Raw genomic sequence first — 14,833 nt, forward strand, 5'->3', positions numbered from 1 at the left:
CAAAGCATAATATATGCCATAAGAAAATAAACCATATAATTCAATAAAATATCATTTTAATGACATAATATTTATTATTACTGTAAATAAAGTAGACACTGAACAGCCAACAGCGTAATAACCAACAAAATGCTTACTATAAACTTCTCGCATCAATTTCAATGGTTCTGGAGGTAAGCACCTCTCCGACAGAACACTTGCCAGTGCTGATAACCGTATAATAAGTGATATTATTCACAGTCTGATATAATTTACAATCAACAATTACAGTAGCTTCACAACCTTTTAGTCCTTCAGTATTAACAAAAGAGTATGTTGAGGGAGCCACTGGGCATGTACTACTAGCTGAAGAAAGAGGAAAAATTTCACGCAACTTTCGTTGTGCGCCGGCTTGCGCCGCTTGATAAGCCCTAGTACCTATCACTTCATAAACGATGGTTTCGGCATTTGTACTGATCATTCTAACCAGCGCTGTGCCTAATAACGTCATCACCACAATAATAAAAATAGCGAGTACTAGAGCACTGCCCTTTTGCTGAGTTAACCTGTTAACGTTTAGTGATGATTTACGGAACATTTAGCACCTGTATCTCATTATTAAAGCTGACTTTTTCATTATTTTTTTCAAATTGCAAGTGTATTTGCACCATCGCATTACGCTGTAATGTTGCCGCTAGTACTTCAAAGGGTGCTTTACCGGTAGGATTAAAGATATCTTGCGCCATTAAATAAACATTTGAGGTTAATGAATCACTTCTTAATAAGGTATTATTTTGCAGACAATACTTAACACTGCCATTGATAAAATATATTCTTTGCGTGGGAGAGTCTTGTGCAAACAATACCTTATTTTCTAAGGTAATAAGCCATTCTTCGCCTGTGATGTTGATGCTGTCAATTGCATGTTTTTTAACATTACTACTAGTATTACCATAAACATCATCAGGGGTAAGCGGATAAACAATCGCTTGCCAATTATTGTCAAAGGCTTGAGAAAATGGAATAACACTAATAGTAGCCGAAGCACTTTCAGGGGCAACAGGTATATTAGTATATATGGTACTGTCTAAAATAGGAGTAAACTCGACACATTGACCGGTATTTGTTAGCCGTAAACTATTAGGTAGGGCATTTCTTACTTCGCTGTTTAAACGTTCAATAGCAAAACGTGCCGATAATACTAATTGATCTCTGTCGGTAGTTTGTGTGTAGGCTTGTGTGCCAAACTTAATAAAGGTACTTATTGCTGTTGCCAATACACCCACTATAACAATCACGGTGATTAGCTCAATTAAGGTAAAGCCTGATGCTTTCTTTGTGGTTTTTAGCTTTGATGCTCGCCCTGTTAAGGATTTCGTTAAAGGCTTCATTAAAAATTCGCTCGATAGGTAGCAAACGTTATTGAAAAATCAGTAGGCGTGGTAATAATAACGGTAATTAACTTTGCTGTTGAGTTATTACCTGAGTTATTAGCGCTACAGCTGCCATTGTAATTAGCATCATTACAAACACTAATACGCATGGCATAACCAAGGTATAAATCTATCTCTTGCCCTTGTGAGTTTTTTACCTCTTCTTTGCCATATTTATCTCCATACTCCAAGCCATGGTAGTCATCAACATCATTAAAAGTTGCTCTAGTTTCTGTTGTAGTATCAACTGTGTCTGGTCCCATGGTGGTAGAGCAAGCAGGCGCGGCAACTTCACCACATCTTAATAAGCCACCGGCCATATCTGACTTTTGATCAAAGGCTTTGTTTTGAATTTCATTAAGCATAGCCTGTGCTAGCTCTGCCGCTTTTACTTGATGTAACTGATCGGCACTTTGCTGTGATATAGGGTAAATCAAGGTCGTTAAGACAGAAAAAGAAATCGCTAATACAACAATACCCACTATCGTTTCAATTAAGGTAAAACCTTGTTGCTGTATGCGAAAACTTGAACGGCTAAATCGCATGAATATAACCCTCACGATTTATTTCAATAGCTAACGATTGCTCACCTGAAACCGTCAAAGTAATTTCACACGGCTCTACAGAGTTACAGCCTAACGGCCTGCCCATTGACGAAAATGAAAACCTTGATAAGCCATCAGTAATAGTAAAAACAACATTGTGATTATTTTGAATAGTAACCGTTGTCGAATCACCCATATAATCACCATCAATACATGATGGTTTGGGCTTTAGTAAACCAATCATCGTAGCAGTGACTTGAATCGATTGGCAGTTATTGTTATTGGTTTGCTGCATTGAGCGTAATTGAATGGCTCTTAACGTAGTAATCACTTCATCACGATAAGTATATTCTTCAAAGCCATTAGCACTGAAAAACTTTGGCAACACCGATACCGACATTATGGCGATTAGAATAATAACAACGACTAACTCAATTAAGGTGAAGCCATATTGAGCTTGATAGTTACCACTATATTTATCGGTGCTGTTCATTAAATACAGTCATTCACTTTAAAAGTTGGGCTTTGACCAACGCCTGTCGGTATAATGTAGACAGCAATACAAGCATCATTAATAGTCGTTGGCGGTTCGTTTTCATTCAAGTAAACAACTAAAGTAGTAATACTAGTGCTGAAAGTAAGATACTTATAGGGTGATTCAAGTGGTAACAAGCGCTCAAACTCCTCTATATCTCCTATTGGGTAACCATAGGCTATAAATAATTCACCATCTGCAGTAAAACCACCACCATCACCAATGTTAACGGTATTTGAAAGGCTAAATGGTTCTTTATGATTTCCTTTAACCAATGACTTAGCATAAACAAGCGCAGCAGCGCCTTGCATACCAGCTTTTACCCCATGTAAGGTTGAGGTTTGTGCCTCTGCTTTTAGATTGATAAATTTAGGTGCTGCGGTTACCGCTAAGATGCCTAAAATAACAATCACCACCACTAATTCAATTAAGGTAAAGCCTTTATTATTCATTGTGTTTCTCTGCTATAAGTGCAACATAGATGCAACATAGATATTATAATAAATTATTTTTTAAACAGACGCTAATGAGTTAGACCAACTTCAATCACCTTAACCTAACCTTATACAAGATAGTAAGCTATAAAGATGAAAAAGGAGAGCTTAGCTCTCCTTTTTTACTGCTTCTAATTTATAATATATTTAAAGCTATAAACAAGAAACGACTTGAATGTTACGCTCGGTTAAAACAGGTGGTGTAGCTGTAGTAGCTGAAGCTTCAGTATAAAATGCAAAACAGTTTACTTCAGCTGTTGGAGCATATGGTGAAGTAGGAATAGTAGCAGGAGCTGTTTTACCTACAGGGTGAACTACTATTGAATCATCCACGTAAACAATTGTAAATTCAGTAGAATTTAAATCAAGCAAATTACCCCATGATGTTGCCGCTGCTGCATCATTTGAACGAGGATAGCCTAGAGCAATAGGCTCAGCCACACCATTAACCATTACAGTGGCAGTAGTCGCTGCTTCATTGCCTTCAATCAATGATTTACTGTGTACTAATGTTGCCGCAGACTGCATTGAAGCTTTAACGGCTTGCAATGTAGCTGTACGAGCATCGTCTTGTATATTAATAAACTTTGGCGCAGCGGTTACCGCTAAAATACCTAAAATAACAATAACAACCACTAATTCAATTAGGGTAAAACCTTTTTGACTATTCATTTTTTGTGTAGCTAAACTCTTCATAGTAAACCTCTTCTGTTTTTAAACTTGGATAGTATTAAATTATGTTGTTAGTATTAGTTAGTATTTACATAAACAGTGACTGCGCTAGTAGCGGGTTGGTAAGTAAAGCTATTACCTACGCTAGTTGACGAGCTTGGGTCAGTGTAATTACCACTGGTGTCGCGTGGTAAACTCTCTTTTAAATAATAATGACATGTCGAATTAGCCACATCACCTGATTCACTAGCAAAATAGCGAATAGAATCACCTGTGTTCAACGTAGTTAATGAGCCTGTTATTGTCGGGGGTTGCTGTAATATACTTTGCCAAATTTCCACACAGTTAGCTGCATCAAAGCCTGTACCTAATCCCGCACCATCAGTTAAACCGGTAACATAGCCTGGGCGGATACTCGGGGTAGTACTTGTGTTTTCTGTTGTTAATATTAGCGTGGTGCCATCATAGTCAACACTATTGAAATTATTAACTTGTGGTCGTCCTCTTGCTTCCCACTCTGATCTAGCTAATGAAATAGCGGTTGCAAAACCACCCGCCATGCCTTCAATATTGGCTTTTTTTGCTTGTTCGGTTAAATCGATAAATTTAGGAATAGCGGTTACCGCTAAAAAACCTAATATAACGACAACAATCACCAGTTCAATCAAGGTGAAACCTGAATTTTTTTTCACGCTGGCTCTATTATTCATATTAACCTCTTTATAATTTACACTGTATTACGTATATTAAAATTGTATTACATATACTTAATTGTAACAGTGATTTATTTACTAAGTCACTTATTTAATTTAACTTTAGTCTGTATTACTCAATTTACTTACTTTGCCATTAACGCGATTATATTGAAAGTAACTGCCATCAACCAGCACATAGCGACATAAGCCTTTATTAAGCGCAAGCTGCTCTGCGCTGAACTCACTACGCTGGGGCTCTTTACCCGTGTGCACCGCTATCGCACTGATGGATAATTTCATTGCCGTTATTGGAACTTGCATTACCAACTGCCAGATTGCTTGGCAAGGCAATACACTTGTTGTAACGTCTATCCAACCGGCCTCATTTACCGTTATCGATTGCTTTGTTTCATTATTTAATGACGCAAGATAAACAGTGCTAGGCTGATTGTCCATCATCCATTGTGCATGAACAACATTGACCTTGGTGGTAAATGTTTGCGCTATGCTAGCAAAACCTGCTTGCCTAAATTGTGACTCATTTTTATTATACAGCTTTATAAAAATAGCCATCATTATGCCTACTAGCACTATTATCAACACAAATTCAGCAAGTGACTTGTCTTTTTTCTCACTGTTTGAGGTCATTTAATAACGCCTTTGTTTGCATAAATTTTCACGCTAGCGTTTATCACTAACCTTGCATTGCTGAAGCCATGTCCCACATTGGCGTAAAAATACCCAAGGCTAACACTAGCACCATAGCAGCGACGACAATTAATAACAGCGGTTCTATTCTGGCTGTTAAGGTTTCTAAATCAAAATCAACTTCTCTTTCATAATAATCACCCACCTCAGCAAGTAACTCATCAACACGACCGGTTTCTTCACCAACCGCTATCATTTGCAGTACCAGTGGCGTAAATAAGCGACTACTAATAGCTGAACGCAATAAACTGTCACCACTTTCAATACCTTGGCGCATGGCAGAGATTTTCTCTTGCATGTAACTGTTATCAACGGCTTCACCCACTAATGTTAACCCTGTGGTCATAGGCACGCCCGCTTTTAACACAATGGCAAAACTATGAGAAAAACGCGCTAATATCGAGCGCTCTATAATACTACCGACAATCGGTATCTTAATTTTACGTCGGTCCCATTGATATCGACCTTTTGTTGTTTTTAATGACTGTTTAATCATCACCACCATAATAAAAACAACTAATAGCATAAAGTGCCAATAATTGATAAATAGATTTGAACTGGCAATAATAAACTGGGTAGCAGGCGGCAAGTCGGCACCTAAACGAGAGAACATATCGGCAAAGGTTGGAATAACAAAAATATTTAAAATAACGACGGCTGCCGTGATGGCAATAAGCACCATGCTTGGGTAACGCAAAGCCGCTTTAATGCGTTTACGGGTACTTAACTCTCGTTCTAGGTAACTGGTTAATTTCAAAAAAGACTGATCAAGTTGACCGGTATTCTCACCCACATGAATAAGTGATACAAAAAGGTGACCAAAAATTTTAGGGTGATTATTTAATGCCGATGAAAAGGTATAACCGCCTTCCAGTTGTTTACCTATATCTGTTAACGCTTTTTTAAGCGCCGTAGAGTTAGCAGACTCAACCATGCCGTTAATGGCGCGTAAAATAGGTACGCCTGAGCGCATTAAGGCGTACATTTGTCGACAAAAAATAATCAGTTCTTCTAATGACACCCGGCCATTATTGAGTAGCTCAAACACGTCAATACTTGCACCACTAGTATTTGCTTGTTTTTCAGCAACAATAGCAGTAGGGGTAATACCCATTTTAAACAGCCTTTCTGCGGCGCTATTTACATTCGCCGCTTCAATACTGTCTTTTACTTGGCTGCCACTAGCATTTCGTCCAGTGTAGTTAAATGTTGCCATAACACTCTCTTTGCCTTAATTTATCCGTTAACCTGTATGTTAATTCATGTATTAACATCTGCGGCTTAGTTGAATTTAGCTGTCAAATGGAGAGCTAATATCAATGGTTTCAACCAAACGTAATACTTCTTCTACGGTTGTTGTGCCCTGCGCTGCGTATTCAAATGCTGCTTTAGCTAAGGGGGTAAAACTAGGGTTTTTCTTGGCTAGCTGAGCAAACAGTTCACTATCATTACTTTTTAAAGCAGACATCATTTCTTCATTCATTTCAAGCAGCTCAAAAACACCAATTCGCCCTTTGTAACCGCTATATTGACAAGTTTGACAGCCTTTACCTTGCTTGAACGTCGTCGTTTTTGCTCGTTCACCCGCTAAATTAGTTAACCAAAACAGCTCTTGCTCATCTGCTTGATATTCAATAGCACATGAATCACAAACTCGTCGAACCAATCGTTGAGCGACTACTGCGCGCAACGCGCTACCCACTAAAAATCCGGCCGCGCCCATATCAATTAATCGTAATGCACTAGTAATAGCATCGTTAGTATGCAGTGTTGATAACACTAAGTGACCGGTTATCGCGCCGCGTAACCCTATTTCTACCGTTTCTTGATCGCGCATTTCACCCACCATCATAATGTCGGGATCTTGGCGAAGCGCGGTACGTAAAACACTGGAAAAAGTTAAACCTATTTTAGTGTTAATTTGGACTTGGTTAATACGTGGTAAACGGTACTCAACTGGGTCTTCAACGGTAATAATTTTTTTACTGGCTTCATTAAGTTCACTTAATGCCGCATATAAAGTGGTAGTTTTACCACTACCGGTAGGGCCGGTTACGAGCACCATACCGTGTGGACGATGAATTTGTAAACGCACTCGTTTAACAATATCTGCCGGCATACCGGTTTGCTCTAATGATAATAACCCAGCAGATTGATCTAACAAACGCATTACCACTGACTCACCATATTGAACGGGCATAGTAGACATACGCACATCAATGCTGTGACCACTAATATCTAAATGAAAACGACCATCTTGAGGGATACGTTTTTCTGATATATCAAGCCCGGCCATTAACTTAAGACGTAAGACCATGGCCGAGGCGATTTTATTTTCTTTAAGTATTTTTTCTTGCAAAATACCATCAATACGTTGGCGAATTCTCAGCTGATGCTCTTCTGGCTCAATATGAATATCTGAGGCGCGCATTTGTACTGCATCTTCAAACACAGATTGTAGTAATTTGCCTACGGTGGCATCACCACCTTCATCAAGAAAGTTAGTCGCTAAATCAAAACTAGACGACTCTTCATATTCTTCTTCTAACTGACTGGCAAAAGATTCAATTTCAGCTGTACGGCGATATAAACTGTCAAAAGCATCAAAAATTTGCGATTCCATCACTACCGCCAGTTCAATACGTTTGGGTGATAGCATACGTTCGAGTTGATCTAAACCACTTAAGTCAGCGGGATCACTCATGCCTAACAATACCGAGGCACCTCGGTCTTCAATAATTAACGCTCTTAACCGTCTAGCATGTACTTCTGGTAATAAACTGGCAACATTAGGTGATATTTTATGTTGAGAAATATCCATAAATGGCACATTGAGTTGCTGCGCCAAAAATTGTAGTAAATGCTTTTCAGAAAGGTACTTGAGTTCAATTAAGGTATCACCTAGTTTACGACCTGTTTGCTTTTGACTCGTTAACGCCTGCATTAACTGATCATTGGTAATAATGCCTTTATCAACCAACAAGTCACCTAAGCGCATGTTTAATTTGGGAGCTGCCATAATCTGTCCTACTGTCCTATTGCTTGTATGCGGTCATTAACAAAACGCTCTGAAGAAACCGATAAATCATTTTTAGTGAGTGCTGTTTTATAGGCCGTACTGGCTAAAGTAAATTGACTATTTTGGTCGTACAAGACCGCTAAGCCTAGATGCCAACGACCGATATTAGGCTGCATAGTGATGAGCATTTTATAGGCATTAACCGCCACTCTACTTTGCTGAGCTTGCTGTGCGGTATTGGCGAGCATTATTTGATATTGCTCATCTTTTAACTGAGCTAAAGGCTTTAGCGTATTTAGCGCCGAAGTCACCTGCCCTTGCTTTAAATAAATGCGTGCTTGCATTATACGCAAACTGCTGTCTTGGTTATTTAAGGCAATACCTTGTGATAGTAAATTAACTGCATCTTGATAAGCTTGACGACCAAACCATAAAGCAGCCAGTTTCTTACGCGTTTGACTATCACTAGGCCTGATAATTATCGCGTCTTCAAGTAGCTGTTCAGCTTTCTCTATTTGCTTGGCGGTTAAAGCTTTTTCTGCCAGTGCTATTTTTTGATCCGCTAGCTCATCGGCAGAAAGTTGACGACGCGACACTGACATTTGATTCTTCGTCGATTTTACTGGTGTAACAAGGTCATTACCTTCTTGAACACTTGGCTTTACACTTTGCTTAACAGGGCTATCCGTGTTGGCAAGATGTGGTACTTTTTCCGCTGGCACCTTTTTCACTGGTGTAACGCGACTAACGTTATTATTCACTGGCACATTCGCTATGGCAGAACTATTTGCTTGTTGAGTTATCGCTGCAACACTAGCCTCAGTTTCAGTGATAGAAATACGCTCTTGGCTTTTTGTCACTTCGGCGCTTGTTGGCGCACTATCATCGTTAGCAATGCTGATAGCTAAATCAGTAGCTGCCCTGTCTTTAGTGGCGACAGTTTTAGTGGCGATAGCGCTAGTGACCAAATCGTTAGTGACTTTAGCTTCTGCTGCATTAGCACGGCTCACTATTTGCTCTGATTTTAAGGCGTTATTCTCAGTAATTAATTGCCAAATATAAAAGCTCATTAAGCATACAGCTAAGACAAAAAACCCCGTCACTAACGCTATTTTTAGCGGTGAATGAGCCAAAGCCGTATTATTAATTTGACTAGTATTACTGTTAGTTCCAGGGCTGCGTTGCTCTAAATCCTTTAACATTTGATTAATGACACTCATTATTTACTCACCCAAACCTACTAAAAAAGCACTAAGAAAATAATATGCAACTGACAAGGCGCTTACCACGCTAAAGGTCACTAAAGCGACGCGGTTGATTGGCGAGCTTGTGGTAATACTCTCGGTATCTTGCGCCGCAGCGTTGAGTAAATTAACGGTCATTTTGTAATGTCCTTGACCGTAAGCGAGCATTAACATTTTGTGGCACAAAATATTTACTAATCGTGGTACTCCCTGACTGACACGGGTAATACGTTTGCAAATTCTGCTTGGAAAAAGCTCTGCGCCCTTATAGCCGGCCACTTGTAATCGATGGTGAATATATTGCTGCACTTCATGACTATTCATGGCGCGTAATTTATAGGCAAAGGTTATGCGCTGTCTTAACTGCCTAAACGCTGTTTTTGCTAAACGCTGGTCAAGCTCTGGCTGCGCAAACAAGACGACTTGTAATAGCTTGCGCGTTTCTGTTTCTAAATTAGTGAACAACCTTAACGCCTCTAAGCTATCTTCAGGTAGTGCTTGTGCTTCATCCAGTATCAATACTACCGAGTGCCCCTGACTATGTAGCTCTAATAAACGTGTTTGAATACGCTGGGTAAGTAACTGCACCGACATACGCTGTGCTTGCTTAACGCCCAGCTCTACTGCAACAGCACGCCTTAATTCATCGGGGTTTAAATAAGGGTTTGGGATGTAAGCCGTGACAAAGTGGCTAGGTATTTCATTTAATAGCTTACGACACAGTAATGTTTTACCTGTGCCGACTTCGCCAACCACTTTAATAAAGCCTTCGCCTGTTTGTAACGCCGTTGAAAGTACCGCTAACGCTTCATCATGCATCGCCATTGGCAAATAAAAACTTGTATTAGGGGTTAAGGTAAAGGGTAACTCTCCTAAGCCAAAGTGATATAAATACATAAAATGATACTCAGTAAAACTAGCTAAACGACCTTAGCGCAAACAATAAATGTACGCTTACTGAACATTGTCAGCGATATTTTGCTCAACGGCTTGGCAAATATCATGTGTTTGTGCATATTGCTTATCTGCACATTGCTCTTGGCATATTTGACTTAATTCGCCTTGTTCAGATACTTCACAAAATGCTTCATCTTCAGGAAACCATTTCGTTAATAAACTACGGGCATCTTGTAATTGATTTTTCCATGTGTCTTGACCAACGACAACAGGTTTAAGCATGATAACCAGCTCTCGTTTTTGTGATTTTTGTGATTTATTTTTAAATAATTCACCAAGAAAAGGTATATCCCCTAAAAATGGCGTTTTAGACTCAAGATCCACTTTATAGGTTTCAATTAAGCCACCAATAACGACCACTTCACCTGAGTTAGCACGAATAATAGTATCGGACTCTCGAACACTGCTTTGTGCCAACGGCAAAATAAGTTGCTCACTACCAATTTGAATGGTTTTATTTTGCTCTTCCGTAATAGTGACCGAAGGATGTACATGCAAGATAACACTACCATCTTTACTAATTTGCGGTGTTACATCGAGCGCAATACCTGAGAAAAAGGGCGTTAATTCAACTTCTGGCGTTGTCGTTGTTGAAGTACCCGTTGTGGTTGTGCTGGACACTTCTGTGACAAAGTATTCATCTTCACCAACTTTAATCACCGCTTTTTGATTATTAGTGGCGGTAATACGTGGGCTTGACAGTACTTGCACATTGCCTTGTGTTTGCAGTAATTCTATAACGCCTGAAAAATTACTGTTACTGTTGTTGGGACTTAAGGTAATACTATTAACACCACCAATGGTATTGGAAATAACATTACCTACTACATTACCTGTTACTGAATACGCTATGTCAGTATTACCGACTTGGTCAAGTACCTTATTCCACTTAATACCCTGCTGATAATCATCATTTAAGGTAACTTCCATAATTTTCGCTTCAATAATAACTTGGCGATGTAAATGACTTTCCGTTGCCTTAACAAACGCTTTAACCGCGGTGATTTCTTGTGGTAAAGCACGCACGGTAATTAAACCCGCTTGCGGAGAAACAATGACAGAACGACCTTTACCGGTACCCACAAAAGCAGTTAACGACTCTTTTAGTTCATCCCAAAAATTTGATTCATTTTCGGTATATAAATTAATACCACTGTTTTGATTACCTGAACCATTATTACCATTTTGGTTATTATTACCGCTGTTATTGTTGTTATTGCTGTTGTTGCTACTATTACTGTTATTATTGTTACCACTATTTGGATCATTTTCCGAAACGCCACCCGAGTTGATAGAAGTACTCGATGAACCAAAACGTTTCAAAAAGAGGTAATTTAAGGCGATAGTTTCGGTGCGTATGCCTGGCGGAAAAACTTTAACGACATTACCACGGCGTATAATTTCATAGCCGTAAACATCTTCAACTACTGTTAAGGCTTCTGTTAAGGTAACATTATTTAAATTTAACGATATTTGTCCTACGACATCGGGGTGAATAACCACGTTATAGCGTGACCCTCTGACAATCGCTTGAAAAAAATCTTTTGCTTCAACTTCTGTCGCCGACACTTCCAAGCGTTTTTCCGCCAACATGCCTTGCTTAGCTTGATTCATATTAGTAAGCATTAACTCTTGCTGTACCGAGCTAGGCAATTGAGTTAACGGTTTTGGGCCATTAATTCTTTTGTTTTCTTTAATAGCGGCATCTAAATCTTCCTTTATTTCAACGGGGTCATTAGGCACGGATTGACAACCCACTAAGGTGAAAAATATTGTTGATAAAGCAATTTTTAATGTTAATTTTTTCATAGGGATACTTGTTTTTACCATGAGTTAGCTACCGTATTTTCTACCACGTTATCTTTAAGAACGTGACTTTTAAACCCTTTACTTTTAAAAATATTAATTTTTAATCGCTTAGATTTACTACGTAAAATCACGTTATGACTATTGATTGCAGTAATTCGATACTCACCAATATAGTCAAACATTTTGTATATTTTGCCATTAATAACCGCCGTATGAATGCCGTCACCATGAATAATTGAGCTGAGAACAAACCCCTTTTCAGGCGCTAACTTGTTATGAGTGCTGGCATTACTCCCCCCAAAAGGACGTGTAGGGTCAACATCGCTAGCAATACTTATCGATGCCGTAAGCATGTTCATCAACATAAACGCAGCTATCACTAAAAAGCGCTGTGAACAAAGGCTTAATAATGAAGTAAAATAAGCTTTAAACACCAATGAACTCCTTAGTTAATCCTAAACTGTAAATGGTAATATCTACTTCACTGTTAGGATATTCTTTGACTTCAAATTGAAAGTCTTGCCAAAAAAACTTCCACGATAGCTGTTCAAGTCGTTGTAAGTAATTTCGTAACTGAAAATACTCACCTGATAACTTAATTTTTATACCATGTTGATATAAATTTAAACCAACAGGCTCTTCCGTACTGATAGGCTCCGCTGTACTGGCCTTATTTTTGCTAGCTTGCTCTGTAATGGCGTTACTTGGCTGCTGTGCTAACGCTAATAATGGTTTGGCTCCTGTCAATTCAAACGAGAGTAATGACACGCCTGGCTCAAGGTTCAATAATTTCAATAGCGCTTGACGCATTTCACTCGGACTAATAAGCTCTGTGGTTAAGTGCACGAGTTGCTCATCAATTTTGCCAAGTTTGGCCTCAAGTTGTGCTATTTTTTTACGCGTCTCTTCATCAGGATCTTGTTCAAGTGCTGATTGATACTCTGTTATAGAAAAGTTAAGCGTTTGATTACTCAACGTGATTTCTTGGCTTTTTCTATCAAAACCAATAACTTGAGCCGACTTTTGCTCAATAAAAAAATATGATATGACAAAGAATATTGCCACCACACCAGTTAATAGCAGTAAAAATTGCTCTCTACTGGTTAGTTGCAAAAATTTTTCACAAGTATTCCGCCATTGTTGCTGCATTAACTTTTATCCTTTTGGGCGATAGAGCTAACAACAAACTCTGTAATATTGTCATCATTTTTAGCAAGTTTAAATTGCACAAACGCCTTACCTGAAAGTAATCGCGATGCTTTAAAGCCGGCTAACCATGCAGGTACCGCCTGAGGGTTTCGAGCAAGACCGGTAAAGCTCATATTGTTAGCGTTAATACTGATGGTTTGCAAACGAATATCTTTATGGTGCATAACTGACAAATCATTCATCACCATCACAAAGCCGCCGGCAAACGTTTCATTAGCATCGGTCAGTTTATCTAGTAGCGCATCTTTATGCTGCATCACGCGTTTTATTTTGGTCAGTTTACTGGTCAAATCAGCGGATACTTGCCTATTTCTTAATTGTGCTTCTAACTCGCTAACCTGTAGTTTTTTTTGCTGTTGAACATTTAATAAATCATGGTATTGGGTAGCTGAGCGCTTAAAGTTAACCTCAGTTAATACCGCCCAAACAACCATAATCACTAACAATACTAACCAAACACCTAGTATTTTGGGTAAAGATAATAAAGCTTTGTCAGGAAATAGTTCTGCTTGTAATAAGTTGATCGTTTGTTTAGTGGTCATCATGCGCCCCCGTTAATTCTTCTAGCTCAGCATGGTACGGGGGATTATTTAAACTAGCGCCAATAACAACTGCAAACTCTCGATGTTGATGATACGGTGTTGGTAAGTCAAGTAAGCTAACAGGCACAGCAGTATTTTCTGCTAGCTTTTCTACTAAAAAAGCCTCTAATGCAATAGGTAGTAAAACTTTAATGCCTTTAATAGGTGCTTGTTTTAGTTGCCGCTCAAAGTAATCTGTAGAGCGCTGGATCTCTAAGCTAATATTATCAATAACACTAAAAGACAGCTCTTCAGCGGTTTTACTTGCTAGCTCAGCGAAACCACGTAAACGACGATGAAAAAACAGTTGTTTCTCTTTCACTATGATTAAAACAATTTCTTCATTAGGTTGCTGACAAACCAATAAGTAGGCTTCTTTTTGTGGTGCTAACAAGTTAGCAAAAGCAAACTCTTGCGTAGTAATAGTACTGACCTTAACACTACCTTGCTCGGTAGCTGTAACCAACTTTTTCAGCTCGTCTAGCGGCGCACAAACGACATTAATTTTTTCTTTACCACCAGCAGGGGTCGGTGCATCATAATAGTCAAGCACCATGTTATCAGGAGCAATACTAACCTGATCTTTAATTTGCCATTTGAGCGCACTGTTAATCTCACTGTCAGGCACGCTAGGCTTATCTACTTGTACTATTTGAGCTTGTGTTTCATTAAGGACTAAATTAGCCGCGCCATCTAATTCATTGTTATGATGTAATAACTGAAGCGTTTTGACGAAATTGCTAGTATTGGCCTTTTCTTGTCGAAAAAAAACATTCACTGCACGCTGCTCATCGATAGGGCTATTAAGATCTTGTTGGGGAATTGAACATAAAGAGACGCCCTGTTGCTGAAAAGCGATACCAAGACGTTGTGCAGAATTACTTTTTGAAAATATTTGGCTTATTTTTGTTAAGAATGACATTTATTGGCAATATCGCATCATAGCTAAAATT

At 38.9% G+C, this 14,833-nt stretch carries 17 protein-coding genes; all 17 read right to left on the reverse strand.

Annotated features, from left to right (window positions below):
* Positions 1-136: 136 nt before the first annotated feature.
* Entirely contained in the window at positions 137-577 is a 441-nt protein-coding gene (locus FCS21_RS02350) for a PilX N-terminal domain-containing pilus assembly protein (protein WP_138620357.1), read from the reverse strand.
* Complete coding sequence (locus FCS21_RS02355) at positions 567-1,370, reverse strand: PilW family protein (RefSeq protein ID WP_138620358.1); 804 nt, start codon at positions 1,368-1,370, stop codon at positions 567-569. The genes FCS21_RS02350 and FCS21_RS02355 overlap by 11 nt, the downstream gene beginning before the upstream one ends.
* Entirely contained in the window at positions 1,370-1,957 is a 588-nt protein-coding gene (locus FCS21_RS02360; protein WP_138620359.1) for a type IV pilus modification PilV family protein, read from the reverse strand. Before FCS21_RS02360 ends, FCS21_RS02355 begins: the two co-directional genes overlap by 1 nt.
* On the reverse strand, positions 1,947-2,450 hold the full coding sequence (locus tag FCS21_RS02365) for a prepilin-type N-terminal cleavage/methylation domain-containing protein (protein ID WP_138620360.1): 504 nt from the start codon (positions 2,448-2,450) through the stop codon (positions 1,947-1,949). The genes FCS21_RS02360 and FCS21_RS02365 overlap by 11 nt, the downstream gene beginning before the upstream one ends.
* Complete coding sequence (locus FCS21_RS17085) at positions 2,450-2,944, reverse strand: type II secretion system protein (protein ID WP_138620361.1); 495 nt, start codon at positions 2,942-2,944, stop codon at positions 2,450-2,452. The genes FCS21_RS02365 and FCS21_RS17085 overlap by 1 nt, the downstream gene beginning before the upstream one ends.
* Positions 2,945-3,139: 195 nt before the next feature.
* Entirely contained in the window at positions 3,140-3,682 is a 543-nt protein-coding gene (locus FCS21_RS17090; protein ID WP_281279944.1) for a type II secretion system protein, read from the reverse strand.
* Positions 3,683-3,735: 53 nt separating this feature from the next.
* Positions 3,736-4,368, reverse strand: a complete 633-nt coding sequence (locus tag FCS21_RS02380) for a type II secretion system protein (protein ID WP_138620362.1) — start codon at positions 4,366-4,368, stop codon at positions 3,736-3,738.
* A gap of 105 nt (positions 4,369-4,473) precedes the next feature.
* Positions 4,474-5,001 carry a hypothetical protein gene (locus FCS21_RS02385; protein ID WP_138620363.1) on the reverse strand — a complete coding sequence of 176 codons (528 nt, stop codon included), beginning with the start codon at positions 4,999-5,001 and terminating at the stop codon, positions 4,474-4,476.
* A gap of 46 nt (positions 5,002-5,047) precedes the next feature.
* Positions 5,048-6,277 (reverse strand): type II secretion system F family protein, encoded by a 1,230-nt coding sequence (locus FCS21_RS02390; RefSeq protein WP_138620364.1) that lies wholly within the window; start codon positions 6,275-6,277, stop codon positions 5,048-5,050.
* A gap of 75 nt (positions 6,278-6,352) precedes the next feature.
* Positions 6,353-8,080, reverse strand: a complete 1,728-nt coding sequence (locus tag FCS21_RS02395; protein WP_138620365.1) for a GspE/PulE family protein — start codon at positions 8,078-8,080, stop codon at positions 6,353-6,355.
* A gap of 8 nt (positions 8,081-8,088) precedes the next feature.
* Positions 8,089-9,300 (reverse strand): tetratricopeptide repeat protein, encoded by a 1,212-nt coding sequence (locus tag FCS21_RS02400; RefSeq protein ID WP_138620366.1) that lies wholly within the window; start codon positions 9,298-9,300, stop codon positions 8,089-8,091.
* A gap of 3 nt (positions 9,301-9,303) precedes the next feature.
* Positions 9,304-10,221, reverse strand: a complete 918-nt coding sequence (locus tag FCS21_RS02405) for an ExeA family protein (RefSeq protein WP_138620367.1) — start codon at positions 10,219-10,221, stop codon at positions 9,304-9,306.
* A 57-nt stretch (positions 10,222-10,278) separates the two neighbouring features.
* Positions 10,279-12,090: a pilus (MSHA type) biogenesis protein MshL gene (gene mshL, locus FCS21_RS02410; protein ID WP_246046954.1), complete on the reverse strand. Its 1,812-nt coding sequence runs from the start codon at positions 12,088-12,090 to the stop codon at positions 10,279-10,281.
* 14 nt (positions 12,091-12,104) lie between these two features.
* Positions 12,105-12,524 carry a hypothetical protein gene (locus tag FCS21_RS02415; RefSeq protein WP_246046955.1) on the reverse strand — a complete coding sequence of 140 codons (420 nt, stop codon included), beginning with the start codon at positions 12,522-12,524 and terminating at the stop codon, positions 12,105-12,107.
* Positions 12,517-13,239, reverse strand: coding sequence for a hypothetical protein (locus FCS21_RS02420; RefSeq protein WP_138620369.1), 723 nt, complete (start codon positions 13,237-13,239; stop codon positions 12,517-12,519). The genes FCS21_RS02415 and FCS21_RS02420 overlap by 8 nt, the downstream gene beginning before the upstream one ends.
* Positions 13,239-13,844, reverse strand: coding sequence for a PilN domain-containing protein (locus FCS21_RS02425; RefSeq protein WP_138620370.1), 606 nt, complete (start codon positions 13,842-13,844; stop codon positions 13,239-13,241). Before FCS21_RS02425 ends, FCS21_RS02420 begins: the two co-directional genes overlap by 1 nt.
* On the reverse strand, positions 13,831-14,802 hold the full coding sequence (locus FCS21_RS02430; RefSeq protein ID WP_138620371.1) for a hypothetical protein: 972 nt from the start codon (positions 14,800-14,802) through the stop codon (positions 13,831-13,833). Before FCS21_RS02430 ends, FCS21_RS02425 begins: the two co-directional genes overlap by 14 nt.
* Positions 14,803-14,833: the final 31 nt, after the last annotated feature.

The sequence above is a fragment of the Colwellia ponticola genome (genome assembly GCF_005885605.1).
Taxonomy (GTDB): Bacteria; Pseudomonadota; Gammaproteobacteria; order Enterobacterales; family Alteromonadaceae; genus Colwellia; species Colwellia ponticola.

Coding starts and splice junctions, on each gene's coding strand:
- FCS21_RS02350 (WP_138620357.1), bottom strand. CDS start 577: ATGTTCCGTAAATCATCACTAAACGTTAACAGGTTAACTCAGCAAAAG.
- FCS21_RS02355 (WP_138620358.1), bottom strand. CDS start 1,370: ATGAAGCCTTTAACGAAATCCTTAACAGGGCGAGCATCAAAGCTAAAA.
- FCS21_RS02360 (WP_138620359.1), bottom strand. CDS start 1,957: ATGCGATTTAGCCGTTCAAGTTTTCGCATACAGCAACAAGGTTTTACC.
- FCS21_RS02365 (WP_138620360.1), bottom strand. CDS start 2,450: ATGAACAGCACCGATAAATATAGTGGTAACTATCAAGCTCAATATGGC.
- FCS21_RS17085 (WP_138620361.1), bottom strand. CDS start 2,944: ATGAATAATAAAGGCTTTACCTTAATTGAATTAGTGGTGGTGATTGTT.
- FCS21_RS17090 (WP_281279944.1), bottom strand. CDS start 3,682: ATGAAGAGTTTAGCTACACAAAAAATGAATAGTCAAAAAGGTTTTACC.
- FCS21_RS02380 (WP_138620362.1), bottom strand. CDS start 4,368: ATGAATAATAGAGCCAGCGTGAAAAAAAATTCAGGTTTCACCTTGATT.
- FCS21_RS02385 (WP_138620363.1), bottom strand. CDS start 5,001: ATGACCTCAAACAGTGAGAAAAAAGACAAGTCACTTGCTGAATTTGTG.
- FCS21_RS02390 (WP_138620364.1), bottom strand. CDS start 6,277: ATGGCAACATTTAACTACACTGGACGAAATGCTAGTGGCAGCCAAGTA.
- FCS21_RS02395 (WP_138620365.1), bottom strand. CDS start 8,080: ATGGCAGCTCCCAAATTAAACATGCGCTTAGGTGACTTGTTGGTTGAT.
- FCS21_RS02400 (WP_138620366.1), bottom strand. CDS start 9,300: ATGAGTGTCATTAATCAAATGTTAAAGGATTTAGAGCAACGCAGCCCT.
- FCS21_RS02405 (WP_138620367.1), bottom strand. CDS start 10,221: ATGTATTTATATCACTTTGGCTTAGGAGAGTTACCCTTTACCTTAACC.
- mshL (WP_246046954.1), bottom strand. CDS start 12,090: ATGAAAAAATTAACATTAAAAATTGCTTTATCAACAATATTTTTCACC.
- FCS21_RS02420 (WP_138620369.1), bottom strand. CDS start 13,239: ATGCAGCAACAATGGCGGAATACTTGTGAAAAATTTTTGCAACTAACC.
- FCS21_RS02425 (WP_138620370.1), bottom strand. CDS start 13,844: ATGATGACCACTAAACAAACGATCAACTTATTACAAGCAGAACTATTT.
- FCS21_RS02430 (WP_138620371.1), bottom strand. CDS start 14,802: ATGTCATTCTTAACAAAAATAAGCCAAATATTTTCAAAAAGTAATTCT.